General features: G+C 44.6%; 28 protein-coding genes. 13 read left to right on the top strand and 15 right to left on the bottom strand.

What is annotated here, in order from left to right; translation table 11 throughout:
• Positions 1-5: 5 nt before the first annotated feature.
• On the bottom strand, positions 6-395 hold the full coding sequence (locus AC6R05_RS11180; RefSeq protein WP_500647389.1) for a DUF4345 domain-containing protein: 390 nt from the start codon (positions 393-395) through the stop codon (positions 6-8).
• 140 nt (positions 396-535) lie between these two features.
• Between AC6R05_RS11180 and AC6R05_RS11175 the strand changes: the two genes are divergently transcribed.
• The gene (locus AC6R05_RS11175) at positions 536-1,309 is read left to right on the top strand and encodes a hypothetical protein (RefSeq protein ID WP_500647388.1); all 774 of its coding nucleotides are present in this window, start codon (positions 536-538) and stop codon (positions 1,307-1,309) included.
• Positions 1,310-1,661: 352 nt separating this feature from the next.
• Positions 1,662-2,228, top strand: coding sequence for an outer membrane protein (locus tag AC6R05_RS11170; RefSeq protein WP_500647387.1), 567 nt, complete (start codon positions 1,662-1,664; stop codon positions 2,226-2,228).
• A gap of 62 nt (positions 2,229-2,290) precedes the next feature.
• Here AC6R05_RS11170 and AC6R05_RS11165 read toward each other — a convergent pair whose 3' ends face one another.
• Positions 2,291-2,695, bottom strand: a complete 405-nt coding sequence (locus AC6R05_RS11165) for a globin family protein (protein ID WP_500647386.1) — start codon at positions 2,693-2,695, stop codon at positions 2,291-2,293.
• Between the two features lie 48 nt (positions 2,696-2,743).
• Complete coding sequence (locus AC6R05_RS11160; RefSeq protein ID WP_285464059.1) at positions 2,744-3,124, bottom strand: VOC family protein; 381 nt, start codon at positions 3,122-3,124, stop codon at positions 2,744-2,746.
• Between the two features lie 209 nt (positions 3,125-3,333).
• Between AC6R05_RS11160 and AC6R05_RS11155 the strand changes: the two genes are divergently transcribed.
• The 3 genes from AC6R05_RS11155 (at position 3,334) to AC6R05_RS11145 (ending at position 6,189) form a co-directional block, all read left to right on the top strand.
• Entirely contained in the window at positions 3,334-4,236 is a 903-nt protein-coding gene (locus AC6R05_RS11155) for a DMT family transporter (protein WP_500647385.1), read from the top strand.
• Positions 4,237-4,502: 266 nt separating this feature from the next.
• A complete protein-coding gene (locus AC6R05_RS11150; protein WP_500647384.1) occupies positions 4,503-5,471 on the top strand; it encodes an acetylxylan esterase in 969 nt (322 codons plus the stop codon).
• A complete protein-coding gene (locus tag AC6R05_RS11145) occupies positions 5,461-6,189 on the top strand; it encodes an esterase family protein (protein WP_500647383.1) in 729 nt (242 codons plus the stop codon). Before AC6R05_RS11150 ends, AC6R05_RS11145 begins: the two co-directional genes overlap by 11 nt.
• A 37-nt stretch (positions 6,190-6,226) precedes the next feature.
• Here AC6R05_RS11145 and AC6R05_RS11140 read toward each other — a convergent pair whose 3' ends face one another.
• The gene (locus tag AC6R05_RS11140) at positions 6,227-6,784 is read right to left on the bottom strand and encodes a YceB family lipoprotein (protein WP_500647382.1); all 558 of its coding nucleotides are present in this window, start codon (positions 6,782-6,784) and stop codon (positions 6,227-6,229) included.
• A 203-nt stretch (positions 6,785-6,987) separates the two neighbouring features.
• Here AC6R05_RS11140 and AC6R05_RS11135 point away from each other — a divergent pair, with 203 nt between their 5' ends.
• Entirely contained in the window at positions 6,988-7,389 is a 402-nt protein-coding gene (locus tag AC6R05_RS11135) for a thiol-disulfide oxidoreductase DCC family protein (protein WP_500647432.1), read from the top strand.
• 21 nt (positions 7,390-7,410) lie between these two features.
• On the opposite strand, the gene AC6R05_RS11130 is transcribed toward AC6R05_RS11135, so the two are convergent.
• Entirely contained in the window at positions 7,411-8,499 is a 1,089-nt protein-coding gene (locus tag AC6R05_RS11130; RefSeq protein WP_500647381.1) for an alpha/beta hydrolase, read from the bottom strand.
• 220 nt (positions 8,500-8,719) lie between these two features.
• Here AC6R05_RS11130 and AC6R05_RS11125 point away from each other — a divergent pair, with 220 nt between their 5' ends.
• The 3 genes from AC6R05_RS11125 to AC6R05_RS11115 all read left to right on the top strand — a co-directional run bounded on the left by AC6R05_RS11125 (position 8,720) and on the right by AC6R05_RS11115 (position 11,164).
• Entirely contained in the window at positions 8,720-9,424 is a 705-nt protein-coding gene (locus tag AC6R05_RS11125; RefSeq protein WP_032549554.1) for a response regulator, read from the top strand.
• Positions 9,425-9,457: 33 nt separating this feature from the next.
• Positions 9,458-10,780, top strand: a complete 1,323-nt coding sequence (locus AC6R05_RS11120) for an ATP-binding protein (protein ID WP_285464043.1) — start codon at positions 9,458-9,460, stop codon at positions 10,778-10,780.
• A 96-nt stretch (positions 10,781-10,876) separates the two neighbouring features.
• Positions 10,877-11,164, top strand: a complete 288-nt coding sequence (locus AC6R05_RS11115) for a Bor family protein (protein ID WP_032549556.1) — start codon at positions 10,877-10,879, stop codon at positions 11,162-11,164.
• A 92-nt stretch (positions 11,165-11,256) separates the two neighbouring features.
• Here the strand turns inward: AC6R05_RS11115 and AC6R05_RS11110 are convergent, their stop codons facing one another.
• Together AC6R05_RS11110 and AC6R05_RS11105 are read right to left on the bottom strand one after the other, a co-directional pair.
• Positions 11,257-11,523, bottom strand: coding sequence for a DUF5062 family protein (locus AC6R05_RS11110; protein ID WP_032549558.1), 267 nt, complete (start codon positions 11,521-11,523; stop codon positions 11,257-11,259).
• A 147-nt stretch (positions 11,524-11,670) separates the two neighbouring features.
• Complete coding sequence (locus AC6R05_RS11105) at positions 11,671-12,006, bottom strand: zinc ribbon domain-containing protein YjdM (protein WP_032549559.1); 336 nt, start codon at positions 12,004-12,006, stop codon at positions 11,671-11,673.
• 205 nt (positions 12,007-12,211) lie between these two features.
• Between AC6R05_RS11105 and AC6R05_RS11100 the strand changes: the two genes are divergently transcribed.
• The gene (locus tag AC6R05_RS11100; RefSeq protein ID WP_032549560.1) at positions 12,212-12,460 is read left to right on the top strand and encodes a DUF3297 family protein; all 249 of its coding nucleotides are present in this window, start codon (positions 12,212-12,214) and stop codon (positions 12,458-12,460) included.
• 44 nt (positions 12,461-12,504) lie between these two features.
• Here the strand turns inward: AC6R05_RS11100 and AC6R05_RS11095 are convergent, their stop codons facing one another.
• From AC6R05_RS11095 to AC6R05_RS11085, 3 genes are all read right to left on the bottom strand, one after another.
• Positions 12,505-12,834 (bottom strand): AzlD domain-containing protein, encoded by a 330-nt coding sequence (locus AC6R05_RS11095; protein WP_032549561.1) that lies wholly within the window; start codon positions 12,832-12,834, stop codon positions 12,505-12,507.
• Positions 12,831-13,550, bottom strand: coding sequence for an AzlC family ABC transporter permease (locus AC6R05_RS11090; RefSeq protein WP_032549562.1), 720 nt, complete (start codon positions 13,548-13,550; stop codon positions 12,831-12,833). Before AC6R05_RS11090 ends, AC6R05_RS11095 begins: the two co-directional genes overlap by 4 nt.
• Positions 13,551-13,644: 94 nt before the next feature.
• Entirely contained in the window at positions 13,645-14,472 is an 828-nt protein-coding gene (locus AC6R05_RS11085) for an AraC family transcriptional regulator (protein ID WP_032549563.1), read from the bottom strand.
• Positions 14,473-14,774: 302 nt separating this feature from the next.
• Between AC6R05_RS11085 and AC6R05_RS11080 the strand changes: the two genes are divergently transcribed.
• Positions 14,775-18,170: an EAL domain-containing protein gene (locus AC6R05_RS11080; protein WP_500647380.1), complete on the top strand. Its 3,396-nt coding sequence runs from the start codon at positions 14,775-14,777 to the stop codon at positions 18,168-18,170.
• 77 nt (positions 18,171-18,247) lie between these two features.
• On the opposite strand, the gene adhP is transcribed toward AC6R05_RS11080, so the two are convergent.
• On the bottom strand, positions 18,248-19,264 hold the full coding sequence (gene adhP / locus AC6R05_RS11075; protein ID WP_500647379.1) for an alcohol dehydrogenase AdhP: 1,017 nt from the start codon (positions 19,262-19,264) through the stop codon (positions 18,248-18,250).
• Between the two features lie 291 nt (positions 19,265-19,555).
• Here adhP and AC6R05_RS11070 point away from each other — a divergent pair, with 291 nt between their 5' ends.
• Together AC6R05_RS11070 and AC6R05_RS11065 are read left to right on the top strand one after the other, a co-directional pair.
• Complete coding sequence (locus AC6R05_RS11070; RefSeq protein ID WP_500647378.1) at positions 19,556-19,897, top strand: hypothetical protein; 342 nt, start codon at positions 19,556-19,558, stop codon at positions 19,895-19,897.
• A 158-nt stretch (positions 19,898-20,055) separates the two neighbouring features.
• Positions 20,056-20,817 (top strand): transporter substrate-binding domain-containing protein, encoded by a 762-nt coding sequence (locus AC6R05_RS11065; RefSeq protein ID WP_500647377.1) that lies wholly within the window; start codon positions 20,056-20,058, stop codon positions 20,815-20,817.
• An 89-nt stretch (positions 20,818-20,906) separates the two neighbouring features.
• Here the strand turns inward: AC6R05_RS11065 and cscK are convergent, their stop codons facing one another.
• From cscK to AC6R05_RS11045, 4 genes are all read right to left on the bottom strand, one after another.
• Entirely contained in the window at positions 20,907-21,830 is a 924-nt protein-coding gene (cscK, locus tag AC6R05_RS11060; protein ID WP_500647376.1) for a fructokinase, read from the bottom strand.
• Between the two features lie 30 nt (positions 21,831-21,860).
• Positions 21,861-22,979 (bottom strand): carbohydrate porin, encoded by a 1,119-nt coding sequence (locus AC6R05_RS11055; RefSeq protein WP_285464027.1) that lies wholly within the window; start codon positions 22,977-22,979, stop codon positions 21,861-21,863.
• 80 nt (positions 22,980-23,059) lie between these two features.
• Entirely contained in the window at positions 23,060-24,496 is a 1,437-nt protein-coding gene (locus AC6R05_RS11050; protein ID WP_500647375.1) for a sucrose-6-phosphate hydrolase, read from the bottom strand.
• 45 nt (positions 24,497-24,541) lie between these two features.
• Positions 24,542-25,906 carry a PTS transporter subunit EIIC gene (locus AC6R05_RS11045; protein ID WP_500647374.1) on the bottom strand — a complete coding sequence of 455 codons (1,365 nt, stop codon included), beginning with the start codon at positions 25,904-25,906 and terminating at the stop codon, positions 24,542-24,544.
• Positions 25,907-25,990: the final 84 nt, after the last annotated feature.

Raw genomic sequence — 25,990 nt, 5'->3', positions numbered from 1 at the left:
CTTCCTTAAGCCATTTTAGACTGTTCGTTTCTAATCATTTTTATTCCCACCACGCCAAAGCCAACCTCTAGCACCAAATACACAATCAACAACCAATGTGGCATACCATCAACCACCAAACTCAGTACGCGACCTGCAGCAAGCCCCAGCATAAAAATCACTAAGCTATAGAGAGCAGGAAGACGATACTTTTGAATCATTGCGCCAGAGAGCCAAAACAGTACCAAAGCCAAATACAGCCCCATCACAGCCCTAAAGATATGAGAGACGTTCACCGGAGTCGCATCGATAGCGAAAAGATAATCAAGAGATACAGTCGGCGCGTAACCGTAAGAGAGGGCAATGGGTGTGAGACCGAGGGCGGCAACAATGAGAAAAATACTCTGTGGATTCATGCGATTGCTCTTTATTTGACCTGTTTCAGAAAACATAGCCTACAATCAGAATTAAACAAGTTGCATAATCAACAAGTAAGTTTCTTGTCATAGTTATTCAACTAATCATTCGCACATTAAAACGTTATAAGGATATTTGTATGGCTCGATGGAACTACTTGCTTACTCCCCTTATCTGTACCGGCTTTGTCACCGAAGCTCAAAGTAACGAAGGTCTTGATTCAACAAAACAGTGGCAACACAGCGTAGAGATCTATGCACTGGCTCTTAACATTCGAGGCGATACCTCGATTGCAAACCTCTCAACTGATGTCGATGTCGATCCTTCGTTCATCATGGATCATCTCGACATGGGCGCTATGTTGAGACTTGAAGGTATTTACGACAATCAATGGGGCTACTATGTCGACTACAGCTTCATGAAGTTAAGCGGTAAAGCCGACTCAATCGTTGGGAATTCTGGGTTATTGAAAGGCGAAGTAGACATTAGGCAAGGCGTACTCGAAACCAAAGGCTTTAAACGCTATCACTATGATTTTGGTGCTATTGACTACATGGTGGGTTTTCGATGGTGGGACAACGACATTGATACCAAGCTTTACTCTACCGGTGGAGGAGGTTTGATTAATAACTCGCGGTCATTGGATGAGGATTGGATCGATTATCTAATTGGGGTGCGTTGGACACAAAAACTCAATGCTAACTGGCAAACTCATGCGAGCCTTGATATCGGTCTCGGCAGCGATACCGACTTCACATCAGGTCTACTGCTGGGGGCGCGCTATCAAATTAATGACTGGTCCGATTTAAACATCGCCTACAAATCCACTTGGGTCGACTACAGCAACCCGGGCACCTTCAGTTACGACACAGCGTCACAAGGTTTCTTAGTCGGTTGGGCTGCTCATTTCTAAGCCTCATCTTCCTTTGCTACTGGAATAGGCCTGCTTGCGGTTCATCTGGCACGCTTAATCTTTATTAAAATGGTGATCAATTCATACGATATTGAGCTCTAGCGAACGTTTAGTTACTAGAGCTTTTTATACAAGAATTGACAATGAGAACCTAAAAAAAACCATTAAGATCAACAATTAAATATCAAATAACAAATCTAAAAAAACATCGTTTTAGACCTCAAAACACTAAGGCTAGGTATTGATAAATTTAATACTTGTTTAAACGTCCTTAATCTTTTTGAACGCTGTTTTTTATTTTAAAAGTGCCGCTAGAATCCTCTCTCGAAATTCACACACTTCGGAAGAAAACATGAAAAAACTACACGTAGCAGCACTAACTTCTTTGATGGCAATGGCAGCCACTTCGGCATTCGCGTCAAATGAGATGTATGTATTAGGTGGTGTCGCGATCGACAACAGTGACATTGGTGGCGAGTTCACGCTTGGTAGTCAGATTATGCAAAGCAATTGGTACATCGAATCGTCACTGCTTATGATCAACGCTAATGACAGATACAGCTATATCAATAATCCAACAGTCACCGTCGAGGAAGATTTAGATTCCTTACTCGTTTCGGTGGCACCTATGTACAAACATAGTCTCAGTAATAACTTTGCTATTTACGGTAAGTTAGGGGCTTACCATATAAAGTCAGAAGTAAAATCAAAAAAAAGCGACGGCACAAGCACCAAAGGTTCAACAGTTAACTTCGGCGCCACTTACGGGATTGGTGTTGAATACAAGTCACTAACACCTATTTTGGGTCAATCTCAATTCCTAGCTCGTGCAGGGTATGATTGGTACGAATTCAGCAGCAGTAACGACTGGCACAACAGAGATTCAACCTTTGGTATCCAGGCTGGTTTTACTTTTTAAAAGAAGCGCTACGGATAAAACACATATAGGCTAGGATAGCCAAGGCTTAACTGGCTCAAAGCTTATTTAACAACACACTCTTGCTTCATAATCTTAAGGCCAATATCGAGTGTTTCGGTCCAAGCTTGTTCGACCTGCGCATCATAGTGCGGGTCGAACTTTTTGACCGTATTAAGCAGAGATTGAAACCACTCATTGAGCTCTTGCTCTGAGATATCCATCCCTAAGTCTTTGTGTTGCTTACCCAAGCGCTTTACCGAGTTTCTTACACTTGGTAAGCCAGAAGAATTGTAGATCAAGATAATCGACGCCTTAAGCATCTTGGTTTGTTGCTCTAAGCCAACGTTGGCGAATCGCTCAGAAAACCGTGGGTTATGTTCACAAAAATCACTAAGGAAAGCTTCCAAAAACTCTTGATCGATTCGACAGCGTTCAAAGCTCTCATAAAACCGTTCATTATGTTCCATGTCACTCTCCTCAATGCAATCCTCTGACTCTAATTTTAGTATATGCAACTATGGCATAAAATGGGTCGCACAGACTTTATTACCATCGGGATCACGCAAATATGCCATATAAAGTCGGCGCACACCTGAGTCTCTCACACCTGGAGCGTCTTCAATACTGGTACCGCCGTTTTCCAAACCGATGCGATGCCACTCATCCACTTCTTCTGGAGACTTCGCGACAAACCCTACCGTCATCCCATTACCGACACTAGCAGGATCACCATTAATTGGCTGGGTTAAACCCAGAACGCCATTTTCAGATAGGTAAATACAGCGACCTTTAGGATCCACTACACCTTCGCTTTGGCCTAATGCAGCTAAGGTTGCGTCATAAAATGACTTTGCTCGCGCGATACTTTCTACACCTAAAAATACATGACTAAACATAAACTAGCATTCCTTCGTTATAGGATTGCTACCAAAATAAGAGGTTACCGAGAGCTTGTCCAGAGTGATTTATGAACACTCATCATGCCCAAATAGTCCGATGATTTTGTAAACGTAAAGTGGAATAATTTTCAATTCGCTTACGTTCAGTGTTTACAATTGAGGTATGATTTACATTCAGCTCTTACTCAACTCACAAAGACAATCCTATGCCTTCACTCTCTTTCTCGTTCATCCCCGTTGGGGTTCGTTTTATGTTGCTATCCGCATTAGGTTTCGCTCTGATGTCGGCATGCGTAAAGTATGTGAGCAACTATGGCATTCCTGTCTTTGAAATTGTCGCCGCTAGGGCTTTGGTGTCTCTTATCATCAGCTATATTGACGTTAAGCGTAAAGGCATCTCAGTTTGGGGTAACAACAAACCGCTGTTATTTGTTCGAGGAGCAGTCGGAACCGCAGCATTGATGTGTGTTTACTATGCGGTGACGACACTTCCGCTGGCAGAAGCGACCATCCTTCAGTACGTGCACCCTGTATTTACTGCTCTACTTGGTGTTCTGTTTCTAAAAGAGCGTGTTCAAACCTCAACCATGATCTGTATTGCCTTCTGCCTTGCAGGTCTATTTGTGATGGTTCAACCCAATATGAACAGCAGCATGACCAATGAACTGCCTCTGTTCAGCATCATGATGGCGTTGATTGGCGCATTGGGTAGCTCGATTGCCTATGTGATTGTACGAAAGCTCAGCCAAACCGAGGACAGCTCAGTGATCATCCTCTACTTCCCAATGGTGGCACTGCCTATATCAATAACCCTGATTTGGAATGACTTTGTTTGGCCAAGCTTATTCATCACCATCATGTTGGTATTAGTCGGTGTATTCACTCAGATCGGTCAATATGGCTTAACCAAGGCAATGCAAACCCAAGCCGCTGGTAAAGCCTCAGCTTACTCTTACGTACAGATTGTCTTCTCCGCGCTGCTTGGTGTATGGCTATTTAATGAAATACCATCGATTTGGACTTACCTAGGTGGTGGCTTGATTGTGACGGGCGCACTTATCAATGTATTTGGAAAACAACTGCTCAAACCGTTTAAAAGGAGCGCATAAGCAGTTAGGTCTTACCCCTTCATTTACAAAGTCGCCCTCGTGGCGGCTTTTTCTTTATTACTTTTTCATAATTTAATTACATTTCAACTAGATAGAGTGCTATTTGTCGGTCTATAAATAAAGAAAGCACCACGGTTTCTGCCTGTTCAAGTTGAAAATATTCAAACAAGTTTGTGGATTGGCTCAAACACGGTGTTCGCAATAAACATGTAACATGAAATCGTTAATGTTTTTCTTTCCACGCTAAAACCAGTAGCGAGACGCCAGTGACTTTTAAACACAATTACGACTTCGATCCGACCTACGGATACGATCTAGACAAACTCTTACAAGTTGAAGCGAGCATTACACCAGCGGACTTCGCCTACTTTTGGCAACAGAAGTATGAGCGAGCACTGCAGGTGACACCCTATGTTAGCTTGCAAGACACTGGACGTATTGTGAATCACTGGCGTGTATTCGATTGTTACTACAACTCGACCGATGGCGTACGCGTAGGTGGTTGGCTGTTACTACCCGAGAAAGAAGAGATTCACTGCGCGGTGGTATGGGCTCACGGTTACGGCGGACTTGATGAACCAGATACAACTTGGAAACTAAAACATACAGCGATATTGGTTCCCTGTGTGCGTGGTATCAGTCGCAGCCATCATCACCCGATCTCAGACGACCCGTACTGGCATGTACTGCACAACGTTCAAGACAGAGAACACTACATCTTAGGCGGATGCGTTCAAGACTTGTGGTGTGGGATCTCCGCGGTACTTACTCTATACCCCAACCTCAAATACAAAATTGGCATGATTGGGAATAGTTTAGGGGGCGGCCTTGCTATCTTTGCTACAGCCTTTGATAAGCGCATCAAACGTTGTCATTTTCATGTACCTACTTTTGGTAATGTATCGCTACGCTTAACTATGCCGACCATTGGCAGTACACAAGCCCTCATCGACTTTGGTAATCAAGCCCTGCTTGCTCGTAACCTCCCCTATTTTGATACCTCTTGTGCTGCCAAGTTTATCTCTCAGCCTTCTCATTGGGGGCTAGCACTGTTCGACCCATACGTTGCACCTCCCGGGCAATTCAGCGCCTACAACGCCTGTAAAGGTCAAAAAGAGCTGTTTGTATTAGAAGCAGGACACTTTATTTACCGAGGGGAAGGCAAACAGCGTCGTGAGCTACGTAAAAGTGTTGAGTCATTCTTTAAAACCTTGGGGGATTGTGATGAAACGTGAGTATCACAAATGGTGGAGCCCCAACCTCAATCGCAATATGGAGCTACTGATATTCGGTCATGCAGGTGCCAAGGTTCTGGTCTTCCCTACTCGTACTGGCCGCTTCTACGAATATGAGAACCTTGGGTTAGTCGATTCAATCGCCGACAAGATCAATGCGGGGCAACTGCAACTCTACTGCGTGGATAGTGTCGATACCGAAAGTATGTATTGTTTCTGGGCACATCCTTTTGGCCGAATGCACCGCCATTGTCAGTATGAAGAGTATATTCTCAAAGAAGTGCTACCATTGATGGCGAGTAAGAACAACCACCCTTGTACTATTTCGCACGGCTGCTCTCTGGGCGCTTACCACGCTGCAACTCTATTTTTTAGACACCCTCACCTGTTCCAGAAATTGGTCGCCTTTTCTGGTCGCTACGACCTCACTTGGAGTACTGAGTCATTCAAAGACCTATTCGACGGCTTGTACAACGATGAAATTTATTACCACACCCCAACCCACTTTCTGCCGGGTTTACCGCCTTCTGACCAACTCACTCAAATTAAAAATAGCGATATTGTTTTTGCGATAGGCAAGGAAGATCCATTTCTACAGAATAACCACCAGCTCAGCCGTATCCTGAACCAAAAAGGAATTAAGCACCGAATGTATGAGTGGGATGGACGCGCGCATCGAGGGCGTTATTGGCGTCAAATGATCCCGCTCTATCTATGATTTTCTAGTCGCGGAATCAATTTGAGGCTAGGTAGGCTCAATCAAACAGCTCTATAACAAGCTTATTGTTCTTGATCACTAAGTTCGGTTCAGCCGACTTTAACAGTGCTTCTTGAACCTTTGCTCCATCAAGCTTGTAAACAGGTTCTTGTGATAACGCCAACCCAATCATAGACACTGCGGGTTGTAATAGATTAGATATGTTATCAGGCAACTGTTTACCACTTTCATTGAAGTTCTCTAAACGCAACGATTTCAAATACACTTCGCCACTTTCTTTGTCATATTCAGGAATCGCACTGAACTCAATATCGAGATCTAGTCCAATATCAGGCATATTGAATACTTGTACTTGAGCATTCGTGTTTGCAAAAACTGACACGCGATCAGCGTCTGCCCGTCCAATCTTGACTTGTAAGTCTTCGACCGCGACTTGCGCATACATCATATTCTCAACACCAACAGACTGGTTGATTTCGACTGACTCTTGCAAGTACTCGGTCATATCCTGCTCTGAAATACTATAACTAGCGCAGCCTGCCAGAACCGAAAAGACAACGGCAAGGAAAGAAAATTGTGAGACTCTTTTTATCATGAGTATCCACTCTAGATGATGACTGGGGACGTGAGTTTACCTAGAAGATGCAAAACAGCAATGTTAGGCTCACTTTGATCAAGTATAGTTTTTCATAGAGCGGCGTCTAACCTAGCTGAAAAACAACCGATTATGATGATCAAACGGGAGTCACCTTGCGTATGTCTATAACGGAAAAAAACAAAGCAACCAGTGGAAAAGCAATGCCTCAACTGACGATATTCTATGATGGAACCTGCCCTTTGTGCTCAAAGGAGATGAATGCTCTGACGCAACAAGATACCCGTGGTCAAATCAAGACAGTCGACATCTACAGCGATGAATTTGCTCATTACCCAAACATTGACGCCAGCGCGGCCAACACGGTTTTGCATGCATTGAATGACAAGGGTGAGTTGATACTGGGGTTAGACGTTACCCATAAGGCTTGGGATTTGGTGGGGAAAGGTTGGTTATACGCGCCATTGCGCTGGCCACTCGTGAAGCCATTGGCAGACTGGTGTTATCTACGCTTCGCTAACAACCGCTACAAAATATCTTACTGGCTAACTGGCGTCGCGCGTTGTGATAAAAACGGGTGTAAAATTGACAGTGACGCCAAATGACGTCACTGCGTGGAGATTTCTCTACTCAATATGCGTGATAAATTGATACTTATCTGAATCCGCTTTGGTCACCCAGTGTTCTCCATTGAATGGAGCGGAATCTAACGTGAACAGATAAAAGTCGATACCCTTCTCACCCATTACGGTATTGAAGTAAGTCGCTTGTTTGCGGTGACTTTCATCCGTGTATGGGAAGTCTTTTGCTGTTTTACCTTCAGTACCCCAACTATGAACGCCAATTTGCTCGAGGGTTTCGAAGTTATCAATCTTCTTCGCGCGCTGGAGAGTACGAGTTTGGCCAGCTGCGAAAAGGTCAGTACCGCCAGAGAAAACCGATCCGTTAGGTGTGACTACCGTATTTATTTGATGATTATGGATCATCAAGCCTGTATACATATTGATGTCATCATCAGCACTACCGCCGATATGATTGTCAAATCTCAGCCACATGTCTTCGCCAACATGCTTTGTTACAATATCACTCAGCTGCAGGAAGGTTGTAAGACCTAGAGTGGAGTTTGCTCTACTGCCATCACTATTTAGCCCAGCGACTCGGAAGAAGTCATCAAAGGCAAAAGTTGTCGTAATATTAACTCGTCCATCTCGCTCTAACGCTGTCATGATTGTAGAGCCAATTGATCCAATCTCCTCAATGCCATCTGTGTAATATTCCAATTGCAGGGTTTGATTGCCATTTGTTGTCTTTGATTGAATCAAAGTTTGTTCACCAGAAACCGTCTGTGTTTTTTTACTGCAATCAAAACCATCAAGCACACCATTAGTCGGCAAAATAAAACAACTACCGGATTCGACACTCAGCAGCACATCAATTTTGTTTCCGTTACGGTCGACAAGCTTTGCTAATACTTCATCACTACCAAAGCCCTCTGAAAACTCAGTTTTCTCATAGACTTTTCCATCAAAGGTAAGCGTTATTCCCTCTAGAAAGTCCATGCGTTCACTAACTGTCTCCCTCAAATCACTGTCAGTAAACTTATAGTCTGCCGCAGGTTTCGTAACTTTAGCTTTATGAGTACCGCTCGAACTCGAGTTGCATCCTGCTAGCACAATCAGCGGCAAGGCTAATAATAGGTTTCGATATTGCTTCATAATTTCTCTCCAATGTTGGTATGGAGAGAATTCTATGGAACGTTTTTGTCATTAGCTGTCTGAATGATGTATGGAAATGTCGTACTGCATCATTACAATACATTTCCATGTTTTATAATAAAGCACTCGAACAAGAACAAACTATAAACTTGGCATTCATGATTTACGCTGTGCCCTGCGTTCTTAATCTAAGTCTTTCATACCAAACGGCCGAAAATTTATGACACAACATTCCATGCTCATCGTTGAAGACGACTTGAAACTTCAACAGCTATTAAAGAGTTACTTTGTTACCCAAGGTTTTGATGTGACGACATTAGATGATGGCAGTGAAGCCATTGACCACATGCTAGACCACCAGCCCGATATTGTTCTGCTTGATCTGATGCTGCCTGTCGCAGATGGCCTGACAATTTGCCGACAGACGCGTACAAAATTCCTCGGTAAGATTTTGATGCTAACAGCCAGTGATGATGACTTTGACCATGTCGCCGGATTAGAAACCGGGGCTGATGATTACGTGACGAAACCCATTAAACCACGCGTTCTTCTTGCTCGTGTCAGAAGCTTATTGCGACGTGCAGAGCCCGTTGACGCTGTCGATGAAGACAAAGATCAAATCACTTTTGGCCAATTAGTACTAAAAAACAAATACAAACGATGTGAATTAGACAGCAAGATTGTCCAGCTAACAGACAGTGAGTTCGACCTACTTTGGATACTTGCTAACCAGCCGGATACTGCGCTCTCCAGAGACACCTTAACTCAAGAATTACGTGGCATTGAATACGATGGATTCGACAGAACAGTAGACAACAAAATCGTACGTCTGAGAAAAATGCTTGGTGATGACCACTCCCCTGCAGAAAAGATCCAGACACTGCGAGGAAAAGGCTACTTGTTTGTCTCCACAGCTTGGGGCTAATTTGCGTTAATTCACCCAGTAGCGAAGAGAATAATGAAACGCATATACCTAGAATCACTCATCGGCCTGTTTGCTTGCTTTATGGCGAGCATCTTCGCTTATGAAGTCACCGTCTATCAGTGGACAACCGACTACGAGTTCGTGTTGTACGATTACGAGGCGTTGGCTCACCAACAGCTGATCAGCAATATAGCCACTAATCAGGGCGTTGAGGCCGCAGAAGAGGCTATTGCTCAGTTTGCCGACATGACTCGACATATCGTGACCACGTTCCCTCTTGGCCAAGGCGCACCCTCTGAAGTTGTCGAGTTTTTTAAAGCTCAATCAGATATGCCGGTCCTGTTTGATGACGACAGGGATCTCTGGTTTCACTTCCCTGGATCAGATGCCATTTATCGCTATGCGCCTGACGAAGAAGCCTTTGTGCGACAAAAGATTCAGCTCGAAGATGATTTGCTCTGGTTATTCTTCTCTCTCAGCTTTGTCATTTACGCTTCAGGGCACCTGTTCGTCATTCACCGTAGAGTGAAGAAGCTAGAGCGCGCAACTCTAGGCTTCGCTTCTGGCGATTTTTCGATAAGAGCGGAAACCCGTAGCGGCAGCGCAATTGGTACGCTGAATCGCTCTTTTAACCTCATGGCAGACAAAATTCAGCACCTTATCGACAGCAATCGTGCACTGACTAACGCTGTTGCCCATGAACTCAGAACGCCAGTTTTCCGCATTCAATGGCAAGCTGAACTGCTGAAAGACACACCGCTCGACCAAGACCAGAGAGCCACCATCGATAGCATTGTAGAAGACACCGAAGAGATGGAAGGCATGGTGGATGAACTGCTCTATTTTGCCAAACTTGATAACCAAAAATTGGATTTAGAAAAGAGCCGTTTTGAGCTTTCAACTTACGTCGATAAATTGATACCACGATGGCAAAAAGAGACCAAGCTAACGCTAGCGATGACGTCTCACCTCAATACTGACCATCAATTGGACGCTGACAAACATCAGCTCAAACGTGCTCTCGATAATGTCGTTCGCAATGCATTTAAGTTTGCCGAATCACAAATCGACATTCATCTTGTCGAAAAAGAGAAGTACCTGTGTATTGAGATCCACGATGACGGACCGGGTGTCGATGAAGAACATATCGCTCACCTATTTGAACCCTTCTATGTGGGCAATAAAGCTCGTAATAAAGGTAAGAGTGGCCATGGCCTTGGCCTCTCAATTGTTGAGAAGATCTGCCAACAACACGGTGGTTACGCCAGCGTGAAACGCAGTACAAAGCTAAACGGCGCACTGTTTACGTTATGCTTACCGAAATGTAATTCTGAGCCTGACAAACCTATACAGTAACAAAATAGGAACTTTGGAATAATTGACTCCATCAACCGTTAGCCAACACCGCTGAGTATTGGTTAACCGAAACATGATTACTCAATGGAGAACACTATGAAAAAGCTAATTCTTATCGCGGCACTATCTATGGTAGCAACAGGCTGTGCTCAACAAACATTTGTTATGGCACCGGACGAAGCAGAAGTAACAACAGAAGCACCACAACACTTCTTTATTAACGGTCTGGCTCAAGAGAAAGAAATCGATGCTGCGAAAGTTTGTGGCGGTGCAGATAAAGTAGCAAAAGTAGAAGTTCAAGAGACGTTTGTTAACGGTCTACTACGCACAGTAACATTTGGTATCTACACGCCACGTGATGCGCGTGTTTACTGCAAAGCGTAATCAAATCTAAAAAAACAACTCCAAGACTTTTGACATGCAAAAAAACCCCCAATCAGAGGCTAGACTGATTGGGGATTTTTATATTCGTTTGATTATTTAAGAGGGTCACCCTCTGGCAAGGCACTGTGAATCCAAACGGCAAGGCGCTTTTTAATGTCCTTACCTTCTTGCTTGTCAGCAGGGAGAGGCGTAATTTGCTTTGCATCGACTAAAAATAGATAGATAGCCTTTGCTTTTACCGACTGTGACATGCTCGGGTCATTGAGCTTAAAGCCTTGCATTTCGGCTAGCTTAGTTCCGACTTCCATCGCCTTTTTAAACAGTTTGTCTTCGTTTTGTAGCTTAGTGGTTTTCGACATTTTGTCACCTTCGTGGTTACAAAGCAGTGACTTCAGTATATATCATTTATTAACGTAAGCTTTTTGCATACTTAGCAGTTTCGAACAAAACAAATCTTAGTTTTGAGGGGCAATACACAGTCTCACCCTACTCACCAAAGCGGCGGGCTAAGCCTTTTTCACATACTTGGCAGTCACCATCATTTCGCCCGCACCGTCAAGCTTACAGTCTAATTGGTGATCTTTGCCATCGTTCATTCGTTTGATAACCCCTTTGGTGCCAATCTTTAGTACAAGAGAACTGCCTTTTACTTTTAGGTCTTTAGCCAAAGTAATCTTATCCCCTTCCGCCAATAAGCTCCCATTCGCATCTTTGATGTTGAGTTCGTTCTCTTTCGCGACTTCTTCAGGGTTCCACTCATAAGCGCATTCAGGACAAACAAGGTGGCTTTGGTCTTGATAAACATATTCAGAGCTGCAGCTCGGGCAAGGAGGAAAAGACATAGTAATTACTTCCAAATACAAATTTATGCTACATGGTAAACGCTCTGTCTATACATAGCGAGTGGAATTGCCCAGTAACCAGATGGGCTTGTTCATGGTTTGATCCAACCTGACAAATAACCCTAGAATAATGACAACTTTTCTTGATGCTCAGGTCTTATTTTGTCTACAATGACGCACTTTTTATTTACTGTAAGTAAGCATCATGACAGATAACACAGCAAAGCCAGCTCTACCAGATCGTCTAGCAGGTAACCCACGCAGCCCACACCACGTAGCTGAGTGTTTCGAACACCACATCGGCATTCGTCTAAACGGTAAAGAGCGTACTGACGTTGAAGAGTACTGCATCAGCGAAGGTTGGGTAAAAATCCCTTCACCTAAAGCGCTAGACCGTTTCGGTCGCCCAATGCTAATCACATTGAAAGGCACAGTTGAAGCTTTCTACAAGTAAGCTGAGAACACAAAAAAACAGGGCTCAAATGAGCCCTGTTTTTATTAGTGGAAAAGATAATCGACTAGCACCAAGTTATACAAAAGAAACACTCCCATGCTGAGCAGGATGGTGACTAACACATTGCCTGTTTTCCAGATCAACAAAAAAGTCACTAGCGCCGCGATTAAGTAAGGGTTTTCTGCACTCACCCATAACTCTTTTTCTGGAGCAAATACGATGGGTCCCCAAATCGCCGTTAATACCGCTGGGCCAGAGTAGCGAAGTAACCTACGAGCTGAGGCGTTCAAACGAAGTGGCACTGCTGGCTCCAGAAACAAATAACGACTCACAAACACAATCGCTGTCATCAACAGTATGGTTAACCAGATCATGATGACTCTCCTTCTGTGATCGAATGACTTGAAACGTTGCCATCTTTGTAACTTTCGCAAAGGAAGCCAGAGAGCATGCCCGCAATTGAAGCCACCATTAACGCCCCTTCGACTTGGTTAACCGTCAACACCACAGACACCAGCAATGACACCAACACGCACACAATCACTGGCATGGTATTAATCAGCGGGAATACTAGCGCAATGAAGGTCGCTGCAACGGCGAAATCCAAACCAATTTCATTCAGAGATGGAATTTGGCTACCTGCGACAATGCCCACAAAGCTAGCCAGATTCCAGAAGAGATAGAACACACCTCCAACGCCTGCCGCGTACCAGCGATTGAACTCTTGCTTGGATTGACCACTACAGATAGCAAACAATTCATCCGTCAGCCAGAAGCCTAACAGTAAACGCCATCGTGTCGGTAAATCACTGATTTTATCGCGCATAGAGACGCTGTATAAAAAGTGACGTGACGTAATGAACAGCGTGGTTAGTAACATGGTGCCTAAGCCAATTCCAGCCTTAAACATACCAGCTGCAACCAACTGCGCTGAACCTGCAAACAAAATTGCTGACATCGCCTGCGCTTGAAGAGGGTCAAGCCCGGCATCTATGGCATACGAGCCCGCCAATATTCCCCATGGAATCACCGCAATACTCAGTGGCATCCCGGCTAACGCCCCTTTCCAAAGCTGAGATTTTCTCGTCATATTGATACTTCCATTTTAAATCTGTTAAACCTTAGGGAACAAATTAGTCAGCCTATGTTATTCGCGATTGTACAAACTTGCTCAATATTAAGCGTTATAACATCTTGATGTACTGGCCTGGTGTGTAGCCATTGGCCTTTTTAAAGTGTCGATGAAAATGGCTCTGGTCGTGAAAACCGCACTCTTGCGCCGTATCCGATATAGAGTGACCACGTTTGAGCAAAGTTCTCGCGAGGCGCAATCGAGACTGGATTTGATAAGCATGAGGCGGTAAGCCAAACTCTTTTTGGAATGAACGAACCAAATGATACGGACTCAGAGCCGCCAGCTTTGAAAGCTCTTCCAAAGAGACATCGGCCTGTGGAAAATCATCGAGAAACTCTTTAACCAACACCAGTTGTCGCTGCGTTTTGCTGTCGAGTTGAGGTTTGAGCGGGCTTTTACCATGACGACTGATAAGCTTAACTAACATGCCGTACATCAAAGTCTCACGCAGTAAGCGATTGTCCGACTCATCAATGGTATTGAAGACCAAACGCAATTGGTTAGCGAGTTCAGGGTCTTCAACCACCGCACGTGGAAAGTATGGCGCGCCGTAGTTTGGCAAATTAAGCTCTTGAGTTATTTTCGCAAGTTGCTCTGGCAGTGGGTACATCGCGCGATATGCCCAGCCCCCCTCTGTAGCCGAGTGCCCGCTATGCACTTCATCGGCATTGACCAAGATAATGGCATCTTGAGGTGCAACGTGATGACCACCCGTGCGATAAAAACGTTGTGCGCCCTGTTCAATCACTCCGAGCGTATACCCTTCATGACTATGGCGAGAGAAATTCTGCTTTTCATATTCTGCGTTCAGGATCTCAAGGCCACCAAGTTCTTCTGTGATCTTGTAATCCGCCTTTTCCTTTTTCGCTTTCTTCATCTCGCCATTCCTCAGGTATCGACATCCTCTCAATCCATCACTCTACTCTATAAGTTAAAGAAGCTTTTGTACAAAATTGCGGTTTTACGTTTCAAATATTCATCGTTTTACTCTTCATGCGACTTAAAAAGAAATCAAAACACCGTCAAAAGCTGCCATAAGCAAAACATGACTCACTTCATAACTATCTATTCGAACTGTGTATGGATAGCTAACGAGATCACGCTCCCAGAGTTGAGAATTTGCCTTTTCCTCACGCAGATAAATAATACAAATAAAAAGATAACAAGGCAGTTAGTATTATGAGTGACTCTCTACAAAAATCGATGGTGGGCTTACAAAATGGACGTCCTACGATAGCGGTTTTAGTGGGCTCTATGACCTCCCACTATCACGAAGGCATCATGCGAGGTGCCGCCCACGTAGCAGAGCAGCATAATTACAACATCATCGGCTTTTGTGGCGGAGTCATTAAGTCGACAGACCATTTAACGCTGGCGCGGGATAAGGTATTTGATCTCGTCAATATGGGGCTAATTTCCGGCGTCATCAGCCCATTCAGCTCTCATATGCGCTTTGTTAATGAAAGAGAAAGTGCTGATTTCATCGGGCAATTCTCTAATGTGCCTATCGTCAATATCGGCAGTAAAATCAGCCCCTACACCAGTATCTCAACCGATTACGAAACCGGCTTTTCAGATCTTTTTGATCATTTTGTCAACGTTCATCATTACCGTAACATTCTCTTGATCCGCGGCCCTGAGCATCACGCTTCTTCTGAGCAGAGAATGCACATATATAGAGCCCAACTAGAAAAATACGACATCCCCTTCGATCCTGATCTTGTGCTCTATTCTGACTTAAAAAAGCGATCTGCCAAGCAGGAGCTTGAATGCTTCTTGTCTGACAAAAATAAACCTATCGATGCCGTAATTACTATCAACGATAACCAAGCATTAGGAGTGGTTGAAGCTTGCCAAGAGTTAGGAATTAGGGTGCCTCAAGACTTAGCGGTTGTTGGTTCAATGGATACTTTAGAGGGCGCATTTTCTGAGCCACCGTTAACCAGCATCAGAGAGCCTTTGTTTGAGTTAGGCCGAGCCGCAGCCATAGAAGTGATTGCACAGATCGAAGGACAGCCTCCCGTTGATGAAGTTAAGATCCCAACATCGTTGGTTATTCGTGAGTCATGCGGCTGTAACACGCAAGAATTTAACCACAACCAAACACACAATAAAGGACTTCTGAATACCGACAAACAAGCTGTCTTCGATGATACCCATGAACACATTGTTCACGTGATCGCACAACATAAGGGCGCAATCAGCAGCGAGCGGGTTCAGTGCGTTCTGGATACTTTTCATCGGGCTTTGGAAAACAATGACTACAGAGATGTGTTGAAGCTTCTAAAACAAACTTTGGACGAGTCATTGGAGTCTGATGATGTTCTGTTTTGGCTAGAAGTTGCGTCGAAATTTCAAATCAATGCATTAAAGTATCTTGAGCTGAGTACCCAACCCGCAAAGTTAACCAAATTCATAGCGGATCTGACGACACTCAAAAACAGGATAGAGCAGACAGCGATTAAGTTTCAGAGCTTTGAAACTGAGTACTATCTCAACTATTTTCGGGCTATCGTCAATAATCTCAACGCTTCTTTCGACCTTGGGACTATCAAAAAGTACGCCATCGACATCTTAAAGCTTTCGGAAATGTACATATCTATTTTCAACGATATCCATGCCGAGACACTCACCGCAACCAATATCATTTCGGTTCGTAACAATCAGCCTGTTCCATCAGATAAAAAGGTGTTTAATGCCAACCATCTGATTCCCAATAATGTCGAGGCTTACCAGCAACGCTACTCTTTGATGGTGTTCCCGCTGTCGTTTGCCAACAAACCGATTGGCTTTATGACCGTCAACCTCAGTAGTCGAAAAGGCACAGCATTTGAAAACTTGCGTGCCATCATCAGTTCCGCACTGAAAAATGAAATACTGATTCAGGATCTAAAGAAAGCGGAAGAGAGATTCAGCGATATCGCCCACAGCACTTCAAATTGGCTTTGGGAAACCAACGTCGACCATCGCTTCACCTATTGCTCGCACTCTTCAAGCGAGATCATCGGCTATCAACCAAGTGACCTTATTGGAAAACGGATTAACCAGTTCAATATTCAAGAAAGCAATAGCTACCTGAACGCAATGCAGGGGGAACAAAATCTGGTCGACGTTGAATGTTGGTTCAAACATCAGGACGGGCGCATCGTCTGTTTACTGGTATCCGCAAAACCCATCACCAAGAACGGAGCTTTCAGCGGTTATCGTGGAGTGTTTGAAGACATTACTGAAAAGCGTCTACAAGAAGAGAAGATTAAAAACCTCGCCTACTCAGATGTGTTGACAGGATTGCCTAATAGAACGTTATTTCAAGACAAGCTAGATGAAACGATTCGTTTCTCTGCTCGGGATAACAAGAAGTTCGCCATCATGTTCATCGACTTGGATCACTTCAAGTACATCAACGACTCAATGGGACATGCGGCTGGCGACCAGCTCCTAATTAAGCTATCTGAGCGTCTCAATCAGTCACTGCGCTCTAGAGATGTATTGGCAAGATTGGGCGGTGATGAGTTCGTCATTATCCTCCCTGATATTCATACCGATCAGGAAGTCATCGACATTGCACAGAGAATATTTGAGAGCTTTAAAACCGAAATTATCGTGTGTGATAAGCCTATTTTCGTCACGCTGAGTTTGGGGATCAGCATCTTTCCAAATGATGGGCACGATGCAGAAACGCTCCTCAAGCGAGGTGACAGCGCGATGTATCAAGCCAAGTCACAAGGAAGGAATGGCTACGCTTTCTATAACAAACAGATTGAACAAAAAAGCATACGCAGAAATACCCATGAAGTGATTCTTCGGGAGGCGATCGCCACACACAGTTTTGTACTTCACTACCAGCCCCAAGTGTCTGTCCAAAGTGGCAAAATCATCGGCTTTGAGGTGTTAGTTAGAATCCAAAACCAAGAGTTGGGTATTGTCCCTCCTAATAATTTTATTCCACTTGCAGAGGAGCTTGGATTAATTGGACAAATTGATGAGTGGGTATTCGAGAACGCTTGTTCGCAATACCATACTTGGCAAACTCAAGGGCTCAATGATGTTCGACTTTCCATAAACCTCTCTGCCATTCAACTGCGCAGCAATGCCGTTTTAACTAAATACATCCATATTATGGAGAAGCACAAAATCAACCCGCGCAACATTCAACTAGAGATCACCGAGAACGCACTGATCGATAATGAGGATGTTGCTCTGGAAGTTCTAACAGGCTTCAAAGTGTATGGTGTAAGTATCGCGTTAGATGATTTCGGTACTGGTTATTCATCCCTAAGCTGTATCAACCTCTACCCTATCGATACAGTGAAGATCGACCGCTCTTTTGTTTCAGATGCAATTGATAACAAAAAGAACCAAGCAATCATCAAGGGCACTAAGCTGATTGCCGATCAACTCAATCTAAACATTGTTGCCGAAGGTGTTGAAACCCTATCTCAGTTCAAAACAATCGCTCAACTGGGGTGTCACGAGATCCAAGGTTATTACTTCTATAAACCTCTGACAGCATTAAACGCGCAATCTGTGCTTGAGCAACAAATCGAGAAAAAGGGAACGATTGAAACTCTCTAGCGAGCCAAGCTGTTGAGCGTAACAAGTACATTGTGCACCTCACGTTCTAGGTTAGGTGCACAACATACAGAGCGAATCTAAGACAATTCCATCACAATACGGCCGGTGATTTCACCTTGCTCCATATCAGCGAAGATGTCATTGATATCCTCTAGCTTCTTGGTTTCGGTGATCGCTTTTACCTTGCCCTCAGCGGCAAATTGAAGGCACTCTTGCAGGTCTTTTCTTGTTCCGACAATGGAGCCAATAATTTTCACACCATTAAGTACCGTGTCAAAAATTGGGATTGGCATCTCTTCTGGCGGCAACCCTACCAGCACACAAGCCCCTCCACGACGTATTGAGCGATAAGCTTCTTCAAAGGCTGGCTTAGATACGGCAGTACACACCACACCGTGCACACCACCTTGGGTAAGTTCAGCGATCACTTGCGAAGGCTTGTCTTTCATAAAGTCGATACAGTGAACTGCACCCAGCTCTTTAGCAAGAGCCAGCTTCTCGTCACCAGTATCAACAGCAATCACATTCATTCCCATCGCCACTGCGTATTGGATAGCCAAATGACCTAGACCACCAGCACCAACAATAGCAACCCACTGACCTGGTTTAACCTCAGTTACTTTGAGCGCTTTATAGGTAGTCACACCTGCACAAAACAGAGGTGCGGCATCCACATAGTTAAGCTCATCTGGCAACTTGACCACATACTCACCATGCGCAAGGCAATATTCCGCGTAACCGCCATCCACTGAGTATCCAGCATTATGTTGGTCTAGACAGAGTGTCTCTTTACCATCTAAACAATAATCACAATGCCCACAAGCACTGTATAACCAAGGCACGCCTACACGGTCGCCGACGTTCAAATGCTTAATCTCACTGCCAACTTCAACAATCTCACCTACACCTTCATGCCCAGGTACCAGTGGCATTTTAGGTTTCACAGGCCAATCACCATGACAAGCATGTAAGTCGGTATGACAAACACCACAAGCGTGCACCTTCACAAGCACATCTCTTGGTTTGATGTTTGGTAACGGAATATCTTTTATCTCTAAAGGCCCTTTAAATTCACTAACAACTGCCGCTTTCATATGATTCTCCATTTTCAAAAAAAAACACATGAGAATAATTATCATTCAATTAGATAAATTTATGTGACAAGGTTTATAACCTGTCAGTAAACTTAAAAAATAAACCCTAAAAATCAATAACTTATTATGTTATAACATCACAAGACAAGGTAGGCATAACTTACCCACAACAACTCATTCATTTAAAACTGGTACTAACCTCTCGTAATAACCTAGCTTTGGGTAAAATTGACAATAAGCCGAAAAATTGCAGACATAATTCATGAAAACCACCTAACATCGACCAAATAAATGAAAGCTGCTATTTCTATTACTCTTCTTGTTCTTTTGACGGGCTGTACTCATAACCAATCAAAAGCGCTGAACGCTAACACCTCTTCAGTCAACGTGTATGCACAGTCGATGTCGAATATGCAGCTGTGTGACACTCTCTATTACGGTCGGCCAAGCAACCAAACGCTCGCAGCAATCGGTGCGGAGTTCAATCGAAGAGGCCTATCTAAAACTTGGTGTGATGCCGAGGCCAATAAGCTCTATCTCACCCAAGCCATTAACTGGCTGGCACAACAAGCCGATAGCGATGATGAACAAACCGAAAGTGACGACTCAGCCGTAATTCTGCCTGCAAATTGATCTCTTTAACCTTCGATACACTCGACCAAATCGCAAAGATAGAAGAGAGCCATTGATTAAAATTTATGCCTTAGTTCACAAGGATATGCATTTGCATTGATAGTTGTTAATGGATCGTTAATGATGCATATCCATATCTAATATAAGGACATAATGAAATGAAGTGGATATTGGTCAGCTTGGTCGCAGTTTTCTCTGTTGTCACTCATGCAAAAGAGTGGAAGCAGATTCGTTTTACAGTGGAAGGCGCTTACCCTCCGTTTAGTTGGACAACTAAAGAAGGTAAGTTAGAAGGCTTTGAAGTCGACCTCGCCAACGCACTGTGCGATGAGCTCCAAGTTAAATGCGTGATATCGAAAACCGATTGGGATGGTATTATCCCTTCTCTGCTTAGTCGCAAAAACGACGCGATTATCGCTGCAATGACCATCACAGAAGAGCGCGAAAAGAAAGTTAACTTCACCATCCCATACGCTAAAGTACCAACTCGCTTCGTGATGGAAAACGGTCGTGAAATTAACATGGAAGACGGCAGCTTAAACGAACTTACGATTGGAGTGCAACGCGCAACTATCGGAGATAAGTACCTTTCAGAAATCTACCCTAACGTCGATATCCGCCGCTACGGTAACTTTGATGAAGCCTTTACTGACTTATTGAATGGACGCCTTGATACAATATTTGGTGGCTCTATGGGCTTAAATACAGGATTCTTAGAAACTGAACAAGGTAAGGACTATCATTTCACAGGACCAAAATTCACCGAAGAGAAATGGTTTGGTCGTGGTATCGGTGTCGCTGTTCGTAAACAAGATGATGATTTAAAACTGCTGATTAACGATGGCATCCAAAGACTGATCGACAACGGTCAGCATGCCAAAATTGCTAGCAAGTACTTCTCGTACAGTATTTACGAATAAAGCAACACTGTGACTCAATAGAACGAAAAAGCCGCTCTCTATGAGCGGCTTTGTGATGAGATAGGCACTTAAATGGCTAACCTAGATCGCTAGCCCACTAGCTCAGTTAACTGCTGCAAAGAAGGCAGTGCCGTCATCGCACCTTTTTGCGTGGTCGCAAGTGCGCCACAGCCATTGCCCCAGTGCACTGCAGCTTCGACCTGAGCCCAAGAGCGCCAGTCAACATTCTGAGACAGCTTGGCTAGCAAGCCACCAACGAATGCATCACCTGCACCTGTTGTATCAATAACTTGCTCAACCTTAGTGCCCTCAATTACTCGACGTTCACCATTGTAAACCGCCAATGCACCACGTGCGCCTAGCGTCACGATAATCAGCTTGTTAGCGGCCGCATTTAACGCGTCCAAACCCGTATCGAGGGTGTCAGTGCCTGTCAGGAACGTCAGCTCCTCTTCAGAAAACTTCACTACGTCTGCCAGATTCACCGCATTCATCACCACTTCTTGGATCTGAGATGGGTCTGCCCATACCTCTTCCCTTAGATTCGGGTCAAAGCTGATAAAGCCGCCTGCTGATTTCATTCGCTTCATCGCTTCAAGCGTTGCGCTGCGTGATGGCTCGTTAGCCAAAGCGATAGAACAGCTGTGCATCCATTGCCCAGATGCAAATGTTGGGATGTCTTCGAAGCTGAAAAATTGGTCTGCGCTTGGCTTAACCATAAAGGTAAAGCTGCGTTCACCATCATCATCTAAGTCGACAATCACTGTAGATGTTCGCTGAGCCTCATCCAGAAGCATGTCATCGGTATTCACCTTCTCATCCGTTAGGGTTTGCTTCATAAAGCGTCCTAGCGGATCTTGCCCAACTCGACCAAAGAAAGCGGTATCACCACCCAATCGAGAGATGGCCACAGCAACGTTTGCTGGTGCGCCACCTGGGCATTTTAAATAACGAGTCTCGCCATCTGGAATCAAATCCACAACAGCATCTCCAGTTACCCAAACCTTGTTCATATCACTTTGCCTCTCGTAACGACATTTAAATTAGAATTCGTAGAACAGACGTACACGAGCACCGAAATCGTCTTCTTCAGCAAAGGCTGATGCGTCCGATTGTTGGTCCAGTTTGTTATCAACCATCGTGTAGTATGTACCTAGAAGAATTGAAAAATCTTGTACTTCAAGTACATCACGGAATGCGTAAGATGCATACCATGTTGATACATTTACGTCGCCTTCAGCCCAAGAAGAAAACTCTTTGTTTTCATACTCATTGATAGCGTGAATGTAGCCTAGACCAAAGTTATTCCAAAGTGCATTAACACCCGCTGTTAGGTTGTTTTCGTCTACAGCATCCATGTAGGCAACGTTCGCATTTACACTCCAATCGCCGCTGGTCCAGTTACCAGTCAAGCCGTAACCCGTACGATCTGAGATATCAACACCGTTCGCCACAATCGCGTCTGAAACTAGGTTGGTTTCCACCGAAGCGGCTACCTTGAAGTCACCCATTTGGTAAGCCACAACCGGGCGAACTAGGAATGAATCTTTAACTGTGTCGATTTGCTCGCCGTGGTATTTACCTTCAATGCCGCCATCAAACAAGTTAGAGCGGTCACCGAGCATTGCGCCGACTTCAACATACAAGTTGCCAAAAGTTTGGCTGTACATGATTTGGCCGTCTGAACCGCGACCACGCGCCTCTTTCGCTTGGTACGTGTAAGCTGCACCGTCTGAATACAGGTCGTTAGCTGTGTCACCTGAGTACTCTAGGAATACATCAAGACCAACAGGGAACATGTCATAAGCTTCAAAGCGACCCGCTTTAATTGCCCAGCCGTCTTTTTTACCAAATTCAAAGTACGCATCATCCAGTGCAATATTGCCCGTGCTCTCAAACAGAGGCTGTGCTTTAACACCCACATAGTGGCCATTGCTCGTGTACTTTTCGCCTGCAAATTCAATTAGAACGCGGCCGTCTTGGTTGAATTCGCTGTCATTATTATCGTGTGATTCACGGTCTTGGTAGTTGAAGTTCAACTCGACGTTACCGCCAACAGAGAAGTTACCTTCTTCCGTATCAACAATGCTGATTCCAGCGTTCGCTGTCATTGCAGCCATTACTGAAGCCGCAGCGAGCGACATTTTTAGTGTATTTTTCATGCTAAACCCTATATTTTGGCAATAAGAGGCCCTCCCCGACGAGGGCCTTGTTTTTTTGTTTTGGAATAATTTATTGGTGGCTAGCGAGTAGCCTGTATCGCAGACATGTAATGCAGTGTGCCCGTCGCATTATCGAGCGTGACCAGAGACAACTCATCAATGAAGATGCGAGAGGTAAACACTGTCTTGCCGTTGTCAGCAAAAATTTCAATCGCTGAGTTATCGATAAAGACGCGAATGGTTTGTGCTTGCTCTAGGCGCTGTGCGTAGCGAACTGTGCCGTATGGCTCCGCGTGTAGATGTGAAACGTGAGAGCGGTCCAGAATCAGCTCATCGCGATCACCTTGGAACACCATCTGCTCACCTTTCTGGTTAGCCAGAGTCAGAGTGAAAGACTCATCTACATTCAGTTCCAACTCAAACGCTCGTGACGTTAATGACACGGGAGTAGAGCCTTCAACATCCACTGAGTTTTGACGCAGCGCTTCAAGCTCTTTCAGTGGTGTCTGAATTAGGTAGCTACCATCAATCGTCAGCTCACGTGGCAGAGTCAGCATGTGTGCCCAGCCATTCTTATCGGTTGGGTAGTCACTTTTTGAGTTACCGAGCCAGCCAATAAGAATACGACGTTGTTGGTCATCCAGATAAGTTTGTGGCGCGTAGAAATCGAAGCCTTTGTCCAATTCACGGTAGCCTTGGTTGTTGAAGACTTTTGACTCAAAATCAATACGTTCACCGACCATGTAAACCACTGAGAAGACGTTCTTAAGATCGTACTTATTATCTGAACTCACGCCTTGAGGTGAGAAGATGTAAACCCCGTTATCATCAGTTTCGTAGTAGTTCGGACACTCCCACATATAGCCAAAGTCTTCGAGGCCCACATCGATGTCACCCATATGGTGGTAATCATCAATGTCGTTACCGTGGTAATAAGCCAGTGTGCCTTTTTCGTTGTGATCTTGAGCACCAATCAACATGTGGTAATCGTTGTCACGACAAACCAGTACTGGGTCACGAATCTCTGCAGTGTAGGCACTCGGATCGAAGTCAACCACGATACCTTTCTTTTCCACGTTACCTTGCTTGTCCATAATCGCGAGAACTTGAGTCGGATGACGTTGGTCATTCTCCTTTTTTAAGTTCGCTGTGTAAAAAATGTACAACAGGTCATCGTGTGGTACACCAACACCGGTATAACAACCATGGTGGTCATAATCTTGGTCTGGGTACATTGCAATACCGCGGTCAGTAAAGTTCACGAAATCTTTGGTCGATACGTGGTACCAGTGCTTCAAACCATGCACTGGGCCAAGCGGGAACCACTGGTAGAAAATGTGGTGCTCGCCATTGAAGTAACTCAAACCATTCGGGTCATTCAACAGGCCGTGCTTTGGTGCAATGTGGTAGCTTGGATAAAACGGGTCAGTTTGTGTTTTGTGTTCAATATCCGCCAAATACTCCTCGCTCACCTCGTGAATTCGGACAAAGCGGTTTTGACGATTAGAAAAATCCATAACAACTCCAAGAAAAAGATATTCACTCAAATAGGTGGTGAAAAATTATTTAGGCTCTTTGTAAAGCAGCTTTGTTAATGCGAAAGCCGAAGCCGCACCCACTAACATAACCATCACATACATTCCTAGACCGCCGCCAAGGTAAAGCAGAACACCCGGTAACATGGTTGCACCCGTACCCGCAGAGCCGATACCTGCAATCGCGCCCAAACAGCCACCTAATGCACCGCCAATACAGCCATACAAGAACGGTTTTACGCGAGGTAGAGTAATCGCGAACATCGCTGGCTCAGTGATACCAAACAGAGCTGGCAACGCTGCACCAAACATACCGGTGCGCTTCACTTTGTCTGTCTGCATCGACATCACCGCCATTGCCGCACCAAACTGGCCTGCGATTGCAGCAGTACCCAATGGGTTGATGTAGTCAAAGCCTGTGTCTGTCACCATTGCGATCGTGATAGGCACTATGGTGTGGTGCATACCTGTTACCGCCATGAATTGAATTGCGCCGCCGTAAATCAAGCCGCCAATGCCGTATGGGATTTGTAAGAAGTAAAGCACGGCTTCGGTAATGAGTTTTTCAATACCAAGTAGGATTGGACCAACGAACACCAAGCCTGCAATCAAAGAGACCAACAACGTAATAAATGGTGTCAGAATCAAATCCAGAACTTCAGGGATGTGTTTGCGTGATGTGCGCTCAACTAAGGCAGCAAACCAACCCATAAATACCGCAGGAAGAATCGAGCTTTGTAAGCCAGTCACCGCAATTTCGAAGCCCATAAATGGAATCATCATCGCTTCGGCGTTACCAAAGGCAACATCCCATTTGCTTGCCAACTGCGGTGCCACCAGCATCAGACCCAAAACAATACCGAGTACTGGGTTACCGCCAAACACTCGCATGGCAGACCATGTCACCAACACTGGAATAAAGATGAAAGCAGTATCAGTTAAAACTTGAGACAACGTATTTAACTGTGGAGACAGTTCTATACCGAAGCCGTTAACCAACAGTCCGCGCAAGCCCATCAGTAAGCCGGTTGCAACCAATGCAGGGATGATGGCAACAAAGATGTCAGAGAAAGTACGTGTTACGGTTTGGAACGTGCTGACTTTGTCTTTGTTCTCTTCAGTTTGTGGGGCTTCTTCAATGGCTTCATTGCCTTTCATGATGGCAAAAACCTTACCCACAAAACCAGTACCTAAGATCACTTGGTGCTGACCATTTTGGAAGAAGTACCCGTGTACACCTTCTGTTGCGCTGAGTCCTTCAGCGTCGACTTGTTCATCGTCCTTGGCCACAACACGCAGTCGTGTTGCACAGTGATTCAGTTGTGCGATATTGCCCTCACCTCCCAGTAAGGCCATAACTCTATTCGCTACAACTTTCGCATCTCGCGCCATAATTTTTGTCTCCAAAGAGTGCAAAGAAATAACAACCTGTATCTAACTTGTATTCATAATAATACAGGTTAGATACAGGTTGTA

The sequence above is a fragment of the Vibrio sp. R11-SG3-ISO9 genome (genome assembly GCF_059834255.1).
The sequence above is the reverse complement of the archived record's forward strand: the minus strand, read 5'-3'. Positions and strand labels throughout refer to the sequence as shown.